The sequence below is a fragment of the Rhodanobacter sp. LX-99 genome (assembly GCF_018599185.1).
Classification (GTDB): Bacteria; Pseudomonadota; Gammaproteobacteria; order Xanthomonadales; family Rhodanobacteraceae; genus Rhodanobacter.
This window is the reverse complement of record NZ_JAHFVL010000001.1, coordinates 1,872,979-1,891,659: the sequence shown is the minus strand read 5'-3', so window position 1 is coordinate 1,891,659 and position 18,681 is coordinate 1,872,979. Positions and strand designations below refer to the sequence as shown.

18 protein-coding genes are annotated in these 18,681 nt (G+C 68.5%); 13 read left to right on the top strand and 5 right to left on the bottom strand.

The annotated features are described in order from the left end of the window. Positions 1–10: 10 nt before the first annotated feature. The 3 genes from KK131_RS08710 to KK131_RS08700 form a co-directional block, all read right to left on the bottom strand. Complete coding sequence (locus KK131_RS08710; RefSeq protein ID WP_214556261.1) at positions 11–2,068, bottom strand: S9 family peptidase; 2,058 nt, start codon at positions 2,066–2,068, stop codon at positions 11–13. A gap of 75 nt (positions 2,069–2,143) precedes the next feature. Continuing rightward, a complete protein-coding gene (locus tag KK131_RS08705; RefSeq protein WP_214556260.1) occupies positions 2,144–3,055 on the bottom strand; it encodes a patatin-like phospholipase family protein in 912 nt (303 codons plus the stop codon). Positions 3,056–3,335: 280 nt separating this feature from the next. Then, positions 3,336–4,367 carry a class 1 fructose-bisphosphatase gene (locus KK131_RS08700; protein ID WP_214556259.1) on the bottom strand — a complete coding sequence of 344 codons (1,032 nt, stop codon included), beginning with the start codon at positions 4,365–4,367 and terminating at the stop codon, positions 3,336–3,338. 154 nt (positions 4,368–4,521) lie between these two features. Between KK131_RS08700 and KK131_RS08695 the strand changes: the two genes are divergently transcribed. The 9 genes from KK131_RS08695 to KK131_RS08655 all read left to right on the top strand — a co-directional run bounded on the left by KK131_RS08695 (position 4,522) and on the right by KK131_RS08655 (position 11,122). Continuing rightward, on the top strand, positions 4,522–5,130 hold the full coding sequence (locus KK131_RS08695) for a DJ-1/PfpI family protein (RefSeq protein ID WP_214556258.1): 609 nt from the start codon (positions 4,522–4,524) through the stop codon (positions 5,128–5,130). A gap of 10 nt (positions 5,131–5,140) precedes the next feature. Then, positions 5,141–5,326 (top strand): hypothetical protein, encoded by a 186-nt coding sequence (locus KK131_RS08690; protein WP_214556257.1) that lies wholly within the window; start codon positions 5,141–5,143, stop codon positions 5,324–5,326. 91 nt (positions 5,327–5,417) lie between these two features. After that, a complete protein-coding gene (locus KK131_RS08685; protein ID WP_214556695.1) occupies positions 5,418–5,783 on the top strand; it encodes a VOC family protein in 366 nt (121 codons plus the stop codon). A gap of 28 nt (positions 5,784–5,811) precedes the next feature. Beyond that, complete coding sequence (locus tag KK131_RS08680; RefSeq protein WP_214556256.1) at positions 5,812–6,444, top strand: glutathione S-transferase family protein; 633 nt, start codon at positions 5,812–5,814, stop codon at positions 6,442–6,444. Positions 6,445–6,504: 60 nt separating this feature from the next. Beyond that, a complete protein-coding gene (locus tag KK131_RS08675) occupies positions 6,505–7,209 on the top strand; it encodes a YafY family protein (RefSeq protein WP_214556255.1) in 705 nt (234 codons plus the stop codon). 124 nt (positions 7,210–7,333) lie between these two features. Then, positions 7,334–9,136 carry a DUF885 family protein gene (locus tag KK131_RS08670; protein ID WP_250887444.1) on the top strand — a complete coding sequence of 601 codons (1,803 nt, stop codon included), beginning with the start codon at positions 7,334–7,336 and terminating at the stop codon, positions 9,134–9,136. Positions 9,137–9,215: 79 nt separating this feature from the next. Further along, positions 9,216–9,626 (top strand): MbcA/ParS/Xre antitoxin family protein, encoded by a 411-nt coding sequence (locus KK131_RS08665; RefSeq protein WP_214556253.1) that lies wholly within the window; start codon positions 9,216–9,218, stop codon positions 9,624–9,626. Positions 9,627–9,721: 95 nt separating this feature from the next. Beyond that, the gene (locus KK131_RS08660) at positions 9,722–10,411 is read left to right on the top strand and encodes an RES family NAD+ phosphorylase (RefSeq protein ID WP_214556252.1); all 690 of its coding nucleotides are present in this window, start codon (positions 9,722–9,724) and stop codon (positions 10,409–10,411) included. Between the two features lie 30 nt (positions 10,412–10,441). Beyond that, positions 10,442–11,122 carry an SGNH/GDSL hydrolase family protein gene (locus tag KK131_RS08655; protein ID WP_214556251.1) on the top strand — a complete coding sequence of 227 codons (681 nt, stop codon included), beginning with the start codon at positions 10,442–10,444 and terminating at the stop codon, positions 11,120–11,122. A 9-nt stretch (positions 11,123–11,131) separates the two neighbouring features. Here KK131_RS08655 and phhA read toward each other — a convergent pair whose 3' ends face one another. Continuing rightward, entirely contained in the window at positions 11,132–12,019 is an 888-nt protein-coding gene (gene phhA, locus KK131_RS08650) for a phenylalanine 4-monooxygenase (protein WP_214556250.1), read from the bottom strand. Between the two features lie 139 nt (positions 12,020–12,158). Here phhA and KK131_RS08645 point away from each other — a divergent pair, with 139 nt between their 5' ends. The 4 genes from KK131_RS08645 to KK131_RS08630 all read left to right on the top strand — a co-directional run bounded on the left by KK131_RS08645 (position 12,159) and on the right by KK131_RS08630 (position 18,043). Further along, complete coding sequence (locus tag KK131_RS08645) at positions 12,159–12,635, top strand: Lrp/AsnC family transcriptional regulator (RefSeq protein ID WP_214556249.1); 477 nt, start codon at positions 12,159–12,161, stop codon at positions 12,633–12,635. A gap of 40 nt (positions 12,636–12,675) precedes the next feature. Beyond that, positions 12,676–13,476: a lysophospholipid acyltransferase family protein gene (locus KK131_RS08640; protein ID WP_214556248.1), complete on the top strand. Its 801-nt coding sequence runs from the start codon at positions 12,676–12,678 to the stop codon at positions 13,474–13,476. Further along, positions 13,473–14,492 (top strand): alpha/beta fold hydrolase, encoded by a 1,020-nt coding sequence (locus KK131_RS08635; RefSeq protein ID WP_214556247.1) that lies wholly within the window; start codon positions 13,473–13,475, stop codon positions 14,490–14,492. The genes KK131_RS08640 and KK131_RS08635 overlap by 4 nt, the downstream gene beginning before the upstream one ends. Positions 14,493–14,740: 248 nt before the next feature. Beyond that, a complete protein-coding gene (locus KK131_RS08630) occupies positions 14,741–18,043 on the top strand; it encodes a GH92 family glycosyl hydrolase (RefSeq protein WP_214556694.1) in 3,303 nt (1,100 codons plus the stop codon). Positions 18,044–18,063: 20 nt separating this feature from the next. Here KK131_RS08630 and KK131_RS08625 read toward each other — a convergent pair whose 3' ends face one another. After that, on the bottom strand, positions 18,064–18,675 hold the full coding sequence (locus KK131_RS08625; RefSeq protein ID WP_214556246.1) for a 2OG-Fe(II) oxygenase: 612 nt from the start codon (positions 18,673–18,675) through the stop codon (positions 18,064–18,066). Between the last annotated feature and the right edge of the window lie 6 nt (positions 18,676–18,681).

The window sequence follows — 18,681 nt, the reverse complement described above, 5'->3', positions numbered from 1 at the left end:
GCGCCGAGGTTCAGGGCGAGGCCGGCAGATACTTGCCGAACCACGCCAGCGCCCGCTGCAGCACGTCGCGCTGGTGGACGGGATCGACGAAATGGTGGCCTTCGTTCGGGTACACCACCAGCGAGGCCGGCACGCCCTGCGCGCGCAGCGCGTGCCACATCTCGAACGACTGCGGTGCCGGGCATTCGGCGTCGCGGTCGCCGACCACGATCAGCATCGGCGTCTTCACCTGCTTGATGAAGTTGATCGCCGAACTCTTTGCGTACACCGCCGGGTCGTCGTAGACGGTGGCGCCGAAGAATGGCGGCATCCACTGGTCGATCAGGTTCTGGCCGTAATAGCTCTGCCAGTTGGAGATGCCGGCGCCGGCCACCACGGCGCGGAAGCGCTGGGTCTGGGTGGGCGCGAACATGCTCATGAAACCGCCATAGCTCCAGCCGGTAAGGCCGAGCCGTTGGTCGTCCACCGGCAGCTTTTTCTCCACCGCATCGACGCCGGCGAGGATGTCGCGCAAGTCGCCATGGCCGAAGTCCTTGCGGTTCGCCTGCACGTATTTTTCGCCCTGGCCGAAGCTGCCGCGCGGGTTCGGCTGGAACACGAAATAGCCCAGCGCGGACAACGGTGCCGCGCCGTAGCCCACGCCCGGCCAGCGCGGGATCACCGCACTCGACGGACCGCCGTGCACCACCACGACCATCGGGTAGGTCTTCTTCGGATCGTAGTTGGCCGGGTACAGCAGCCAGCCCTGCACGTGGAAGCCTTCGTTGTCCCACTCCACCGACTCGGCCTTGCCCCACGACGGTTTGAGCCCGGCGTTGAACGAGGTCACCGCCGGCGGCGCGGTACCGCCCAGTGCGCCAGCGTGCACTTCGGTGGCGCGGGCGTACGAGCTTTGCAGGAAGGCGACATGCCTGAGGTCGCCCGACAGCGACATCGCCATCGACGCGCTGCCGTCGCTGATGCTGGCCGGGACGGTGAAGTGCACGCGCTGCTGCTGCGCGCGCGTGGCGGAAACCGCGTAATCCGCCAGCTGGCTCTGGCCGTTGCTGACCTGGCTGACCAGCATCGACCGCGGCCCGGTCCAGCGCAGCCACGACGGCGTGACGCGGATGCCCGGAGTGAGATTGAGCGGCGCGCCGCCACCGGCCGCTACCGCGTAGACGTCGCCGCCGGTGGCGCCCTGGTCACTCATCAAGCCGCCGATGAAGGCGATCCGTGACGCGTCCGGCGACCAGCGCGGCAGGGCGATTTGCAGGCCGTGCAGGGAGCCGCTGTCGGTGCCGGCGGGATCGACCAGCACGCTGGCGCTGGCGTCGGCTTGCGCCGGCTGCACGTAGAGCTTCGCGATCCACCAGTTGTTGTCGCCTGGCGGCAGCGCGGCGGTGTAGGCGATGCGCGAACCGTCCGGCGACCAGTCGAATTCGTACGCGTACATGCTGGCCGGGGTCAGCTCGCGCAGCGCGCCACTGGCCACGTCGAGGCTGGCCACGCGCTGCACTTCCACGCCGCTCACGCCGATTTCGCCGGCGGCCGGCTTGGCCGCGGCCACCGCGCTGGCGTGGCGGGTGGCGCCGGCCACGTAGAGGAAGCCGAGCGACTTGCCGTCGGCGGTCCATTGCAGCGAACGCACGTAGCCTTGCAGTTCGGCCAGCCGCGCCGGCGCGCCGTTGCCGCGCGTGTCGGCCAGGTAGATGGCGTTCTGCATCACCTTGGTGCTGGTGAGGTCGACGTTGCAGTTGGAAATGAAGGCGAGGCGGCGCGAATCGGGCGCCCAGGCGACGCCGGACTCGGCACACTCGCCCGGCTTGGCCGCGGCGCTGACGCGGTGCGCATGGCGGCCGTCGGCGTCGGCCACCTCGATCGCCGGCTTGCCGTCGCGCTGGATCACCCACGCCAGCTGCTTGCCGTCCGGCGAGATCGCCACCGCCTGGATCGACTGTGCCTTGCCCAGCTGGGCCAGCACCTGTTCGATGCGCGGGTCGACCGCGGGCGCGGCGGCGAAGGCGTGCGGTGCCAGCGCGAGGGCCAGCAGCAACAAGGGAGCGGGCAGGTGCGGGCGTTTCAGCATGGGAGGATTCCGGCACGGGGAATCCTCAACGCTACAACCCGCGGGTCACATGCGCCAAGTGCAGGACGGCATGGCTCAGGGCGCGGCCGTGGCCGCGGCGGCCCGGCGCGCCGCAACCATCGCGGCGAGCTTGGCGCGGATCGCAGGCATCGCCGCCAGCGCGGCCTTCTCGCCTTCGAGGATGGCCTGGTTCTTCTGCTCGAAAGCAGTCGGACCGATGCCGCGCAGGTCGGGCCGGATCACCACGTCGGCGCGCGCGCTTTCCTGCGCGGCCAGTTGCCGGCCCATGATGTCGATGGACTGGCCGACGATGTTCATCATGCCTTGCGGGTTGCTGCCGTCGGGCGCGGCGGAGATGTCCACCGCGATCACGAAGTCGGCGCCGAGCTGGCGCGCCGCGTCGACGGGGATCGGGCTGACCACGCCGCCGTCGACGTAGTGCTTGCCGTGGATCTCGACCGGCTCGAACACGCCGGGGATGCTCGAGGACGCGCGCACCGCGCGGCCGGTGTTGCCGCGGACGAATACCGTGCGCGTGCCGCTTTCCAGCTCGGTCGCCACCGCGGCGAACGGCATCTTCAGCTGTTCGATCGGCTGCTTGTGCAGCAGCTGGTTCACGTAGTCCTGCAGCGCCTGGCCCTGCACCAGGCCGCCGGAAAACAGCCGCACGTCGCGGATCTTCGCCTCATCGAGACCGAACGCGGTCTGCTGCAGCGCGAACGCATCCATGCCGCTGGCGTAGAGTGCGCCGACCACGCTACCGGCGCTGGTGCCGGCGACCACGGCCGGGTGGATGCCGCTGGCCTCCAGCATCTTGATCACGCCGATATGCGCGAAGCCCTTCGCCGCACCGCCGCCGAGCGCGAGGCCGATCTTCAGCTGCACCGGTGCCGGCGCGACCGTCGGCGGCGGCACGGGCTTGCTGGCATGGAAGCAGGCGCTCAGGGCGAGCGTGGCGAGCAGCGGCAGCAGGCGGCGGAAGGGCATATGGCGTTGTGCCGAGGGAAGGATGATGGGCAGTCTATGGTCGAAACGTGCGATTGAAGCGAATCTTTCAGGCGTTTTGACGTGCGCTACCCGGATCTGATTCGCGACGCTAACGAAGCGCGCCGACCGTTTGCCATGAGCGTAGCGCAGCGGAGTCGAAGGGCGCCCTTCGACTCCGGCCTTGCAGGCCTACGCTCAGGGTGAACGGCTGTGGCCGGGAATCTCGAAACCCGACGACGGGCAAAAGGGCCGGGGCCGGTTGGTGCGATTCGCGTTTACGTCAGCCAACCGCGCCGTCGGCTTCCCGGTGGTAGTGCGTGGCCAGTTCGACTTCCTGCTTCGAGCCGAGAAACACCGGCACGCGCTGATGCAGGCCGGTCGGCTGCAGCTCCATGATGCGCTCACGTCCCGTGGTCGCGGCACCGCCGGCCTGTTCGATGATGAAGGCCATCGGGTTGGCTTCGTACATCAGCCGCAGTTTGCCGCCCTGCTTGAGGATCTTCGCGTCCAGCGGGTAGTAGAACACGCCGCCGCGAGTCACGATGCGGTGCACGTCGGCCACCATCGAGGCGACCCAGCGCATGTTGAAGTCCTTGCCGCGCGGGCCGTCCTTGCCGGCCAGCAGTTCGCCGACGTAGCGCTGCATCGGTGCCTGCCAGTGGCGCTGGTTCGACATGTTGATGGCGAACTCGGCGGTCTGTTCCGGAATCCGGATGGCGCGGCGGCTGAGGATGAAGCTGCCGACCTCGCGATCCAGGGTGAACTCGTGGGTGCCGTGGCCGAAGGTCAGCACCAGCACGGTGGCCGGGCCGTACACTACGTAGCCGGCGGCGAGCTGGGTGGTGCCCGGCTGCAGGAAGTGCCCGGCCTTCGGCTCGGTCACGCCGTCAGGGCAGCGCAGCACCGAGAAGATGGTGCCGACGGAAACGTTCACATCGATGTTCGAGGAACCGTCCAGCGGATCGAACAGCAGCAGGTGCTGGCCTTTCGGGTAGCCGTCCGGAATCTGCTGCGGGTCTTCCATTTCCTCCGAGGCGCACGCGGCGAGGTGGCCGCCCCAGGCGTTCGCTTCGAGCAGGATCTCGTTGGAGATCACGTCCAGCTTCTTCTGCGCTTCGCCCTGGATGTTCATGCTCAGCGCGTCGCCGCTGCCGGCCATGCCCAGCACGCCGCCCAGCGCACCCTTGTTGGTGGCCACCGCGATGCGCTTGCAGGCGCGCGCGACCACTTCGATCAGCAGCGAAAGTTCGGCGTTGATGTGGCCGGCGCGGCGTTCCTCGATGAGGAACTGGATCAGCGAGATGGGCTTCATGTCGGGTCCGTGGCAGAAGGAACGCGTATTGTCCCGGCTCCGGCTGAACGGTGCCAGCCTGGCGCCATCCGCGGCCCGCATCCGGCCCGGCTGCTGACAGCACGTTGGCAGCAGGGGGCAGGCAAGCTGTACCTCCATAGCGGAGGGATACGACATGCGCGATACGGTTTATTTCCTGGTATTCGACGGCTTCGCCGACTGGCAGGCCGCGCTGGCACTGTGCGAGATACGCCGTCCCGGCGACTGGCAGGTGCAGACGGTGGGTTTCTCGATGGCGCCGGTGACCTCGATGGGCGGCCTCTGCGTGCAGCCCGACGTGTCGCTGGCCCGGCTCGACTTCAAGCGGGCGGCGCTGCTGATCGTGCCCGGGGGCCACTTGTGGCAACGCGGCGAAGGCGAGCCGGCGGTGGCGGCGATCCGCCATCTGCACGCGGCCGGCGCGCCGGTGGCCGGCATCGACAGCGGCGTGCTGGCGCTGGCCCGCGCCGGCCTGCTCGACCGTTGCCGCCACACCGGCAACTGGAACGGCCAGATCGCCGCGCAGGTGCCCGCCTATGCCGGCGCCGAGCAGTACGACAGCGACGTGCTGGCGGTCAGCGACGGCGGCGTGATCAGCGCCAGCCACCTCGGCAGCGTGGAATTCGCCCGCGAGGTGATCCGCACCCTCGACCTGTACAGCCCCAGCGATCGCGAACACTGGTACCGCCTGTTCAAGCACGCCCAGCTGCCGCCCTGGTGCGTCGGTGAGGCCGTGGCCGCGTGAGGAACCCATCATGAAACCGATGCTGCAACGTGTGCTGATGGCCTACCGCCCGCTTTATCTGAACGGCCTGCTGCTGGATGGGCAGTACAAGCTGCCCAAGGCGGACTCGACGGATGCCGCCAGCACCCCGCGTGCGCGCCGGCGCACCCTGCTGGCTGCGCTCACCCACATCGCCTTCCATCCCCGCGGCCGGTGAGGCCCGGGATCTGTCACGACAACCGGATGTCGGCGTCGGCACGAAACGCGGCATCGCTGATTTCGACCACACCACCGATGGAGCTTTCATGATCATCGACCACATCAGCCTGCCGGTCAGCGACCTCGCCCACAGCCAGGCTTTCTTCGGCCAGGCGCTGGCTCCGCTGGGCATCGGCGTGGTGAAGACCTATCCCGGTGCGATCGGCATGGGCCGCGACGAGCCGGAGTTCTGGCTGGTCGATGGCCCGGCCGCGCCGACTCCGCTGCACGTGGCCTTCGTCGCCGACAACCGCGCGCAGGTGGATGCGTTCCACACCGCCGCGCTGCTCGCCGGCGCCAGCGACAACGGTGCGCCGGGCCTGCGCACGCACTATCACGCGAACTATTACGCCGCCTTCGTGATCGGCCCGGGCGGGCACAACATCGAGGCGGTCTGCCAGCTTGCGCAGGACTGAATCGCCGCATCAGCCAGGAGTATCCAGCATGGACACGATCCCCCGCGTCACCTTCTTCCATTCGCCGCAGAGCCGTTCCGCCGGCACCCGCGCGCTGCTCGAGGAGCTCGGCGCCGACTACGACCTGCACGTGCTCAACCTGAAGGCCGGCGAGCAGCGCGGGCCGGCGTATCTCGCGGTCAATCCGATGGGCAAGGTGCCGGCGATCCATCACGGCGGTGCGCTGGTCACCGAACAGCCGGCGGTGTTCATCTACCTGGCCGATCTCTATCCCGCGGCAAAACTGGCGCCGCCGCTCGGCGACCCGCTGCGCGGGCCATACCTGCGCTGGCTGGTGTTCTACGGTTCGTGCTTCGAGCCGGCGGTGACCGACAAGTCGATGCAGCGCGAGCCGGCGCCGCCATCGGTGTGCGGCTATGGCGACTACGACACCATGCTGAAGACGCTCACCGACCAGCTCGAAAAAGGCCCCTGGCTGCTCGGCGACAGGTTCAGCGCGGCCGACGTGCTGTGGGGTACCGCGCTGAACTGGACCACCATGTTCAAGCTGGTGCCGGAACTGCCGGTGATCCGTGCCTATATCGACCGCGTTCTGGCGCGCCCGGCGATGCAGCGTGCCGCGGCAAAGGATGCCGAGTTGCTGGCCACGCAGTCGGCCTGATGCCATGAGCCGTGACCTCCGGCGCTGTTCGCCATCGTCCGCCTCGGCGATGATGCGCGGATGCGCCGAGCCGATCGCCTGTTCCTCATCATCCACGCCCTGCGCGGCCGGCGTACCGCGCTGCAGGCGCGCGCGCTGGCGCAGACGCTGGGCGTCTCGCTGCGCACCGTGTATCGCGACGTCGCCGACCTGCAGTTGTCCGGCGTGCCGATCGAGGGCGAGGCCGGCGTCGGCTACGTGCTGCGCAAGGGTTCGGACATCCCGCCGCTGATGTTCACCGCGAACGAGCTCGAGGCTCTGGTGGTCGGCTCGCGCTTCGTGCGCGCGTTCGCCGGCACCCAGCTGGCCGAAAGCGCGCAGTCCGCCTTGCTGAAGATCGAGGCGGTGCTGCCGCCGGAGTTGCGCGAGCGCGCCACGCGCACGCGGATCTTCGCGCCGGTGTGGCGCGACCAGCACCGCGAGGATTTCGCCGCGTTGATCGACCGGCTGCATGCGGCGATCCTGGACAACCGGGTGCTGCGGCTGGAGTACCGCGACGAAGGCGGCAACGCCAGCACGCGCGAGGTCGAGCCATTGTGCCTGTCGTTCTGGGGCGGCAAATGGACGCTGGGTGCGTGGTGCCGGCTGCGCCAGGACTTCCGCAATTTCCGCCCGGACCGGATCGCCGCCTGCGTGCCGAGCGACGAAGTCTTCATCGAGACCGACGAACGCAACCTGGCCGCCTATCTGAGCGCGGTCGGCGTGGGCAAACTCGATCTCGGCTGAGCGGTGCGGTCGAGCTCCACGTTGCCATGCCGCGGAATGAGGGCGAGGATAGGCGTTCGCCTCACTTCGCGTGATGGATGCCGACATCGCTCCGCTACAAGGAATCCGTGTGAACAAGCTCCTGATGATGGCGCGGCTGGCCGCGCTCGCGCTGGCCTGCAGCGCAGTGCCGCTGCACGCCGCAACCACGCCCCCGGCCAGCGCCGCCGCCAGCGCCGATGCGCGCTTCAAGGACATCTACAGTAGCGAGTGGGCCTGGCGCACCGGCCAGGCCGGGATCAGCACCTCCGGCGAGCCGCAGCCGAACAACGGCCGGCTCGACCAGGTCGACGCCGCCAGCCAGCAGCGCCGGCTGGATTACTGGCAGGGTGTGCTGAAGCGGCTCGATGGCGTCGACGTGGCGCAACTGTCGCCGGCCAACCGGGTCAACTACGCGATCTATCGCGCGCAGATCGGCAACTTCGTCGCCGACCAGAAGTTCATGAATTGGCAGATGCCGTTCAACAGCGACTCGGCGTTCTGGTCCGACATCGGCTATCAGCTGGGCGGCGATCGCCTGCGTACGCCCGCCGACTACGACCGCTACCTCGACCGGCTCGGCCAGGTCCCGGCCTACTTCGACCAGCAGATCGCGAACATGCGTGCCGGCCTCAAGCGCGGCTTCAGCGTGCCGCGTGCGGTGCTGGACGGGCGCGACGTGTCGATCGCCGCGGTGGCCGACCTGAAGGACCCGACCCAGAGCAGCTTCTACGAACCCTTCCGGAAACTGCCGGCGTCGATCCCGGCCGACCGGGCGCAGGCGCTGCAGGGCCAGGCGCTGCGGCACATCCGCGACGAGGTGATCCCCGCCTACGCGAAGCTGCTGGCGTTCTTCCGCGACGAATACGTGCCGCAGGCGCGCACCACGCTGGCGGCCGAGGCGCTGCCGGACGGCAAGGCGTTCTATCGCCAGCAGATCCGCGAATACACCACGCTCGACCTCACGCCCGACCAGATCCACCAGATCGGCCTCGACCAGGTGGCGAAGATCCACGCGCAGATGCTGGAGGTGATGCAGGACACCGGCTTCAAGGGCAGCTTCGCCGACTTCCTGCGGTTCCTGCGCACGGATCCGCAGTTCTACGCAAAGACGCCGGACGAACTGCTGATGCGCAGCGCCTGGGTGGCCAAGCAGGTGGACGGCCAGATGGCCAGATACTTCGGCCACCTGCCGCGCGCGCACTTCACCATCAAGCCGGTACCGGCCGACATCGCGCCGTACTACACCTCCGGCCGCGGCGGCGCGGACGTCTACCTGGTCAACACCTACGACTTGAAGTCGCGACCGCTGTACAACGTGCCGGCGCTGACCTTGCACGAGTCCTATCCGGGCCATGCGCTGCAACTGGAGCTGGCCGGCGAGCAGCGCGGCCAGCCCGCGTTCCGCCGCAACAGCTACATCTCCGCCTACGGCGAGGGCTGGGGCCTGTACTCGGAATACCTCGGCGACGAGATGGGCATCTACCAGACGCCGTACGAACGCTTCGGCTACCTCACCTACCAGATGTGGCGCGCCTGCCGGCTGGTGGTCGACACCGGCATCCACCACCTGGGCTGGACGCGCCAGCAGGGCATCGACTACCTCACCGTCAACACCGCGCTGTCCGCGCGCGAGATCGTCAACGAGGTGGACCGCTACATCAGCTGGCCGGGCCAGGCACTGTCGTACGAGCTGGGTTATCTGAAGATCCGCGAACTGCGCATGAAGGCGGAGCAGGCGCTGGGCGCGAAGTTCGACATCCGCCACTTCCATGACACCGTGCTGCAGCTGGGCTCGGTGCCGCTGCCGGTGCTGGAGCAGCGCATCGACCGCTTCATCGCCGACGGCGGCGCGGAGCCGGACTACGGTTGCGACTGCGCGAAGGCGAGGGGCGTTTCAGGGCATTGAGCCCGGAGTGCTGGCTCGCTGGCTTTTACTACACCTGTGGAGTAATATTTAATGTAACTTCACAGGGAGAGCTAGTGCCATGACTGCTCATTCGACCCGCATCGCCGAAGCCGCAGCTCGTTACACGCCGCCGGATACGCTCGCCGATCCGGCGTTGCGCGCGTTCTTCAAGCTCGCCGAGCACTGGAAGCTGCGCATCGCCGACCAGCGCAGGCTGCTCGGCGATCCGCCGGAGTCGACCTTCTACAAGTGGAAGCGCCAGCAGGGCGGTGCCCTGGGGCGCGACACGCTGGAGCGGATCAGCTACCTGCTGGGCATCTGGAAGTCGCTGCAGATCCTGTTCCCCGACCCGGCCCAGGCCGATGCCTGGCTGCACAAGCCGAACGCGGCAACGCTGTTCGGCGGCCATTCCGCGCTGGAACGCATGCTGTCCGGCAACGTCGCCGACCTGTACGTGGTGCGCCAGTATCTGGATGCGCAGCGCGGTTGACGCGTGCCGTGAGCGCGGTCGCGACGAGCGAGACGGAAATTCCACACGCTCTGCTCTCCCCCTGCAATGCGGGAGGGGCACATCATGGAGCCGCGATGCCAACCGAACTTCCACCCGTCAAACGCATCCGCTGGAATCAGGCCTACCGCATCGTGCCCAGCCGTTTCCCGCCGGTCGGGGTGTACGACCGCATCGCCGATCCGGCCGACCTCGACGCGCTGTTCGCGATCGAGGCGCTGACCAATCCGCGCCTGCGCGAGGAGGCCGGCGCGCTGAAGCAGGTGCCGCTGGAGCATCGCATCAGCGGGCCGGGCTCCACCCCGGTGATGGCCGCGTTCACCCATCTCAACCCGGAGGGCAGCCGCTTCTCCGACGGCACGTGGGGCGTGTTCTACGCCGCACACAGCGTCGCCACCGCGGTCGAGGAAACCGTGTATCACCGCGAGCGCTTCCTTGCCGCCACCGCCGAGCCAGTATGCGACATCGAGATGCGCTGTTACCGCACCAGCGTCGACAGCAAGCTGCACGATATCCGTGGCGGCTGGGCTGCGGCGCACGATCCCGCCAGCTACGCCGCCAGCGTGACGCTGGCGCGCGAGCTGCGCGACGCGGGCTCCAACGGCATCGTCTACGACAGCGCCCGCCATCGCGGCGGCGAATGCCTGGCCGCGTTCCAGCCCGATGCGGTGGCGCCGTGCACGCAGGCGCAACACCTGGTGTATCGCTGGGACGGCGCGCGCATCGCGCAGGTGCTGGCGGTTTCGGAACTGGCGCGGCCGCGCTAGCCTGCGGACAGACAAGCTGGAGATGAGCCGATGAAGACCCTGCGCAACCTGCTGCTGTTCCTGCTGCTGTGGCCGTTGCTGGCGACGGCGCGCGACAACCGCGAGAACGACCACGCGCAGTGGAACGCGGAGATCGCCGCGTTCCAGGCCGGCGACCGGACACATCCGCCAGCGGCCGGTGCCGTGCTGTTCATCGGCAGTTCGTCGATCCGCATGTGGACCTCGCTGGCGACGGATTTTCCCGGCGTGCGCACGATCAACCGCGGCTTCGGCGGCTCGGAGATCGACGACGCAACTTTCTTCGCCGATCGCATCGTGGCGCCGTACCGCCCGCGCGCGATCGTGATCTACGCCGGCGACAACGACCTGCAGGACGGCGACAGCCCGTCGCACGTGCGCGACGACTTCGCCGCCTTCGTGCGCAAGGCGCGTTCGTTCGATCCCGGCGTGCCGATCGCCTTCATCGCGATCAAGCCGAGCGTGGCGCGCAAGGCGCTGTTGCCGAAGATCCGCGAGGCGAATGCGCTGGTGCGAACGTACGCGGCGACCCAACCAGGGGTTGCTTATCTGGACGTCTTTACGCCCATGCTGGGCAAGGACGGCCAGCCGCAGCCGCGGTGGTTCATCGCCGACGGCCTGCACATGAACCGCCGGGGCTATGCATTGTGGATCGGGGTGGTGAAACCCTGGCTGGACGCGACGCTGCGCTGATCCGGCAGCTCAGGTATCCGCGTTGGTGGCCCAGCCCACACGATCGCCGCGGGTGAACACGCGGTCGCTGTCCAGCACGTCGCCGGCCGCATGGGCGGGCTGTTGCTTGAGCTTCGCGTAGATCGGCGTGAAGTCCGGCCGGGTCGCCTCGAACAGCTGCTCGAAGCTGTCGATCACGAAGTAGGTCTGCTGGTAGGTGTCGATGCGGTAGCGCGTGCTCATCACGCGCTCCAGGCCGAAGCCGATGCGGTTCGGTGACGGCGAATCCAGGCAGTAGATCGACTCGCCCTTGGAGCTGACGATGCCGGCGCCGTAGATGCGCATGCCCTCGCTGGTGTTGATCAGGCCGAACTCCACCGTGTACCAGTACAGCCGGGTCAGGTTCATCAGCGCGTCGGGGCCGATCGCGAACGCCTTCATGCCGCCGCGGCCATAGGCCTGCATGTAGTCGGCGAAGACGGGGTTGAGCAGCAGCGGCACGTGGCCGAACAGGTCGTGGAACAGGTCCGGTTCGCTGAGATAGTCGAGTTGGTCGGGCTTGCGGATCCACCAGCTGACCGGGAAGCGGCGATTGGCCAGGTGGTCGAAGAACACCTCGTCCGGCAGCAGGCCTTCCACCGCCACCAGTTCCCAGCCGGTGGCGGCGCCGAGCACCTTGTTCAGCTCGGCGAACTTCGGGATGCCGCCGTCGCCCAGGCCGAAGCGCTCCACGCCGGCCATGAATTCCCTGCAGGCGCGTCCGGGCAGCAACTCGCGCTGGCGCTTGTACAAGGTATCCCACACCTCGTGGTCGGTCTGGCTGTAGCTGGCCCACGGCTGCTCGACCACGCCGGTGGCGTATACCGGCACGTAGCCGCGGTCGGTCTGCTGGTGTTCGACTTTGCGGGGCGTGTCCATGGGCTCAACTCCGGTGCGGCCTGGGGCAAGCCACAGCATACGGCGGTTTCGCCACACTAAGGTTGTTTTGTTGCCTTGATCGGCGTGATGAATGCACTATTCTTGCGCTCGAATGAATATGGTGCGAGGTTTATTGCGCATGACGACACTCGACCGCACCGACCTGCGCATGCTTGCCGTGCTGCAGAGCGAGGGCCGCATCACCAACGCCGAACTGGCCGAGCGGGTCAGCCTGTCGCCGTCGGCCTGCCTGCGCCGGCTGCAGCGGCTGGAGACCGATCGGGTCATCACCGGCTACGCCGCACAGATCGACCCGCAGGCGGTCGGACTGGGCCTGCAGGCGTTCGTGCGGGTGCAGCTGACCAAGCACGAGAGCGCGGCGATCGAGGGCTTCGTGGAGCACGTCAATGGCTGGGACGAGGTGGTCGCCTGCCATGCGCTGACCGGCGACATGGATTACCTGCTGCATGTCTACGTAGCCGACCTCAAGGACTTCTCGCGCTTCCTGCTCGACCATCTGCTGAACGCGGCCGGGGTCGCCGACGTCAATTCCAGTTTCGTGCTGCGCACGGTGAAGCGTTCGCCGTCGTTGCCGCTGGCCCAGCTCGAACGTTGAGCCGCGCGCCTACATCAACTGACGCTAGACTAACCGACTGATGAGCATCGATACCGCCACCGAGCCCGACCGCGACCTGCTGCGCCCGCTGCGTTACCTGTGGCGGGTGCCGCTGCTGCTGCTGCACATCGTGCTGGGCATCTTGTTGTGTTCGCTGATCCTCAGCTGGAACCAGCACGCAGTGATGAAAAACGGCCGCGAGCCGTTCGCGCACCGCATGATCCGCTGGTGGTCGGTCAATCTGCTGCGCGTCTTCGGCCTGCGTTCGGTGCGTATCGGCGAGGCGCAGCGCGACCCGGTGCTGTTCGTCGCCAACCACACCTCGTGGATCGATATCGTGATGCTGCACAGCCAGCGCGCGGCCTGCTTCGTGGCCAAGGCGGAGATCGCCGGCTGGCCGCTGGTCGGCTGGCTGGCCAGGAACGGCGGCACCATCTTTCATCGCCGCGGCAGCAACCATTCGCTGTCCACGGTGATGCAGGCGATGGTCGAGCGCATGCGCAGCGGTCGTTCGGTGGCGGTGTTCCCGGAAGGCGGCACCGGCTACAACGGCGTGCTGAAGATTTTCCACGCGCGCATCTTCCAGGCCGCGCTGGATGCCGAAGTGCCGGTGCAGCCAGTGGCGTTGCGCTTCGCCCGCGACGGGCGCCGGGTGATCGATGCCGGCTTTCGCGAGGACGAGAGTTTCCTGCACAACATCGTGCGCATGCTGGGCGAGGCGCCGATGGATGCCGAGGTGCACTTCCTGGCGTCGGTACCGGCCGCTCCGGAGGCGCGTCGGCGCATGGCCGAGCTGTCGCGCGAACGCATCGCCGCCGCACTGGAAGATCGCCCCGGATGAACCTGCTGCACGGAAAGGATTTCCGACCGCCCTGGCCGCTGCGCAGTGGCCATATCCAGACCATGCTGTCCTCCAGCGGGGTGCGCCGCATCCTGCTGCCACGCGCGGCGAAGACCGTGCTGCAGGGCGCCGAGGCGGTGGTGGTCGACGGCGGCGGCGGCGTGCGCCTCACCGGCGCGTATACCGCGCAGCAAACCCGGGCGCAGTCGCGCGGCCTGGCCGTGCTGTTCCATGGCTGGGAAGGCAGCGTCGATTCCACCTACGTGCTGCAGACCGGCAGCCGCCTGCTCGCCGATGGCTGGGACATCTTCCGGCTCAACTTCCGCGACCACGGCGACAGCCACGGGCTCAACGAGGCGCTGTTCCATTCCTGCCGCCTCGACGAGGTGGTGCATGCGCTGGGCGATATCGCCGAACGCTGGCCGGCGCGGCCGATGGCGCTGGCCGGCTTTTCGCTGGGCGGCAACTTCGCCCTGCGCGCGGCGATGCAGACCTCGCTGGTCGGCGTCCCGCTGAGCTACGTGCTGGCGGTGTGCCCGATCATCGACCCCGGCGAGGGCCTGTTCTCGCTGGAGGAATCCGCGCCGTGGTTCTACCAGGCGTACTTCATGCGCAAGTGGCGTCACTCGCTGCTGGCCAAGCAGAAGGCGTTCCCGCAGCACCAGTACTTCGAGATGTCCGAGCTGAAGCAGCACCTGCGCGGGCTGACCGAGTCGCTGGTGCTCAGGCACACCGACTTCCAGTCCCTGCAGCAGTATCTGGACGGCTATTCGGTGGCCGGCGACATCATGCAGGCGATGCAGATCCCGGCCACCATCCTCACCGCCAAGGACGATCCGGTGATCCCGGTGGCCGGCTTCGAGAAGCTGCAGCTGCCGGCCAATGTCGAACTGGACATCGCGCCGTTCGGCGGCCACTGCGGTTTCATCCGCGACTGGGGCATGACCAGCTATACCGACGACTACATCGCCACGCGCTTCAATGCGGTGGCGGACGCCGGATCCGCCGCCAGCTGACCGGACCGCCGGTCCGGCCGTGCCGGGAATGCTGCGGCGCGGTTTGACAGAACAAATTTAGATCGATACAAATTGCATCATGCCGGCGTTCCCATGCTCTGGCCACCACGTGCCGGCCGGCGCGACCGCACGAAGTACCGCTGCCCCCACCGACACTGAGGCTGGCCGTGACCGCATTGCCATCGACGACATTCGCCCGCGCCCGCCGCCATCTTCGCCGCGGGCTGTGGCTGGCCTGCGCGGCGCCGATGCTGGCGATCGCGGCCACGCCCGGAGCAATCTTCCTGCGCTCGTTCGAGCCGGCGGAACCGGTACCCATGGCGTCGCCGGCCACGTCGTCGTTCTCCGCCGACGTGGCCGGTGGCCCCGCTGCGGCGGCGGCGCTCACCGCCAAGCCCGGGGTCGGTTTCAGCGGGCTGCATTCGCTGCACTACCGCGGCAGCGCGAGCGGGCAACAGCAGGCGGAGCTGTACGCGGTGGACCTGCCGGTACAGCCGGATACGCAGCTGTCGTACCTGATCTTCCCGGTGTCGAACGCGGGCGACCTGCGCAATCCTTCCACCTATGTGGCGGTGGATCTGCTGTTCGACGACGGCAGCCGGCTGTCCACCCGCGGCGCGCGCGACCAGCATCGAATCGGCGCCTCGGCGCGCGCGCAGGGCGACGGCCGCACCCTGTATCCGGACCAGTGGAACTATCTGTCGGTCGACGTGGGCGCGGTCGCCGCCGGGCGCACGATCAAGCGCATCGTGCTGAGCCACGACGGTCCGGCCGCCAGCTTCGAGGGCTACCTGGACGACCTGCGCCTCGGCGCCGCGCCCGCCGATACGCGCCGGCGCCCCAGCGACTTCGTCGACACCCGCCGCGGCACCAACTCGAACGCCCGCTTCTCGCGCGGCAACAACTTTCCCGCGGTGGCGGTGCCGCACGGCTTCAATTTCTGGACGCCGGTGACCGATGCCGGCTCCGACTGGATGTACCAGTACCAGCAGCGCAACGGCCCCGACAACCGCCCGCGGCTGGAGGCGTTCGCGCTGTCGCACGAACCCAGCCCGTGGATGGGCGACCGGCAGACCTTCCAGCTGATGCCGGCCGCGGTCGCCCGCGGTGCGCCGAGCGCGAATCGGGCGGCACGTGCGCTGAGCTTCAGCCATGCGAACGAGACTGCGCACGCGCACACCTATCGCGTCGCGTTCGACAACGGCATCGTCACCGAGGTCGCGCCGACCGACCACGCCGCGATGTTCCGCTTCACCTTCGCGGGCGACCGCGCGCAGCTGGTGTTCGACAACCGCGACGACCACGGCGGCATCGTGCTCGATCCCTCCGGGCGCAGCTTCAGCGGCTGGTCCGACGTGAAAAGCCGGCTGTCCGCCGGCGCCACCCGGCTGTTCTTCTACGGCGAGGTCGACCAGCCGGTCAGTGAAAGCGGCCGGCTCACCGGCGAAGGCCGCGACCAGGTCGCCGCCTGGTTCGGCTTCGACACCACGAAGGCGAAAGTGCTTAACCTGCGCATCGCCACCTCGCTGATCGGCGTGGCGCAAGCGCGGCACAACCTGGCGCTGGAGATAGCGCCGCACGAGACCTTCGACGACGTGCGCGGCCGCGCGCAGCGGCAGTGGGATGCGCAGCTCGGCATCGTCAAGGTGCGCGGCGCCAGCCGCGACGAGCTGACCACGCTGTACTCCAACCTGTACCGGCTGTTCCTGTATCCGAACTCCGCCTACGAGAACACCGGCACGGCGGCGCAGCCGCACTGCCGCTACGCCAGCCCGTTCTCCGCGCCGGTCGGCCCGGACACGCCCACCCGGACCGGCGCGCGCGTCGTCGACGGCAAGCCGTACGTCAACAACGGCTTCTGGGACACCTACCGCACCGCATGGCCGGCCTACGTGCTGTTCACGCCGACGCAAGCCGGCGAGATGATCGACGGCTTCGTGCAGCAGTACCGCGACGGCGGCTGGATCGCGCGCTGGTCGTCGCCCGGCTACGCCGACCTGATGGTCGGCACCAGCGCCGACGTGGCGTTCGCCGATGCATGGCTGAAGGGCGTGCGCAACTTCGACGTGCATGCGTTCTACCAGTCCGCCTTGAAGGACGCGACCGTGGCCAGCCCACTCGCCGGCACCGGCCGCAAGGGGCTCGAGCGGGCGGCCTTCAACGGCTACACCGACAGCGGCGTCGACGAGGGACTGTCGTGGTCGATGGACGGCTATATCAACGATTTCGCGATCGGCAATCTCGCCGCCGCGCTGGCGGCGAAGCCGGCGGCGGGCGATCCGTATGCCGCGCACTACGTCGACGATGCAGCGTACTTCCGCCAGCGCGCGCTCGGCTACGCGAACCTGTTCGATCCCGCCGTCGGCTTCTTCGTGGGTCGCGACGCAGCAGGCAAGTGGCGCTACGACGCGAAGCACTTCGACCCGCTGCGCTGGGGCGGCGACTACACCGAGACCAACGCCTGGAACATGGCCTTCCACGCACCGCAGGACGGCGCCGGCCTGGCCGCGCTGTACGGCGGTCGTGCCGGCCTGGCCGCGAAGCTCGACGCGTTCTTCGCCACGCCCGGCGAATTCCACGTCGGCAGCTACGGTGAGCCGATCCACGAGATGCTCGAAGCGCGCGACGTGCGCATGGGTCAGTACGGCCACAGCAACCAGCCGTCGCATCACATCATCTACATGTACGGCCATGCGGGCCAGCCGTGGAAGACGCAGGACAAGGTGCGCGACGTGCTGAGCCGCCTCTACGTGGGCAGCGAGATCGGCCAGGGCTACCCGGGCGACGAGGACAACGGCGAGATGTCCGCCTGGTACCTGTTCAGCGCCGCCGGCTTCTATCCGCTGCGCATGGGCACGCCGGAATACGTGATCGGCGCGCCGTACTTCCCGCACATGGACATCGCGCTGGAGAACGGCAAGCACCTGGTGATCGACGCGCCTGCGGTGAGCGACGTCAACCGCTACGTGCAGGGCCTGCGCGTCAATGGCCGGCCGTGGCAGCGGCTGACCCTGCCGCATGCGTTGCTGGCGCAGGGCGCCACGCTGGAATTCACGATGGGGCCGCGTCCGTCGCGCTGGGCCAGCGGCGAGGACGCGCTGCCGCCGTCGCTCACCGCCAAGGGCCTGCCGCAACCGTTGCACGATCTCGTCGAAAAGCGATTGGACCGGGTCCGCAGCACCCCCGTCATCCCGGGCCTGCCGCTGCTGTTCGACAACGACTCCGGCAGCGAAGTGGCATGGCCGGTTGCCACGGCCACGATCGACTGGTACCTGGGGCTGCCACGCCGGGTGACGATGCTCACGCTGACCGCGGGCAGCACGGCCGCGGCGCCATCGGGATGGCAGTTGCAGGGGTCCGCCGACGGGCGGCACTGGTCCACCCTCGATACGCGCCGCGACGAACGCTTCGCCTGGCCGCGGCAGACCCGCGCCTTCGCCGTGCGGAAACCGGGCGAGTACGCGTACTACCGCCTGCAGGTCGACGCGGCGACGACGAACGCCGGGCGCGCCCTGGCCGAGATCGAGTTGCTCGGTGCGGATTCCCGCTAGGCAAGATTTCGGGCAGGCGTTTAGACGGCCGTCCCAAGCGAGCGCTGCCGCATCCAGCAGGCGATGCTCAGGCGCTCGCGCGTGGCCGGCAGCACCTCGTGCTCGAACTGCGCGGAGAGGAACAGCAGCAAGGTGCCGGCGTGCGGAAAGATGTCGCGGTGCGTGCCGTCTTCCAGATAGAGCCGCAACGCGCCGCCGTCGGTTTCCTGCCAGTTCTCGTTGAGATAGAACACCGCCGAGACCACCCGCGCGTCGGTGCCGCGCAGGCGGTCGAGATGCCGCGCGTAACCGGCGCCGGGCCGGTACACCGCGTAGTGCGACTCGCACTCGACCAGGCCCAGCATCAACTCGCGGTTGAGCGCGATGCGCAGTGCGTCGAGGCGCGCGATGAACGCCCGCTGCGGCGGACTCGCTGCCGCCGGGTCGAACCACTGCGTGCGGTCGCCGCGCAACTCCGTGGCCGTGTGCGCCGCGCCGACCCGCGCCGGCGCGAGTTGTCGCGCCGCATGCAACGCAGCACATTCGCCGGCCAGTGCACGGGTCTGCGCCGGTGCCAGCAGGCCGGTCAGCGCGCACCAGCCGTCGCCGGCCAGGGCAGCGGCGGCAGTGCGGAAAAGGCTGGCGTCGTCCATTCGCGC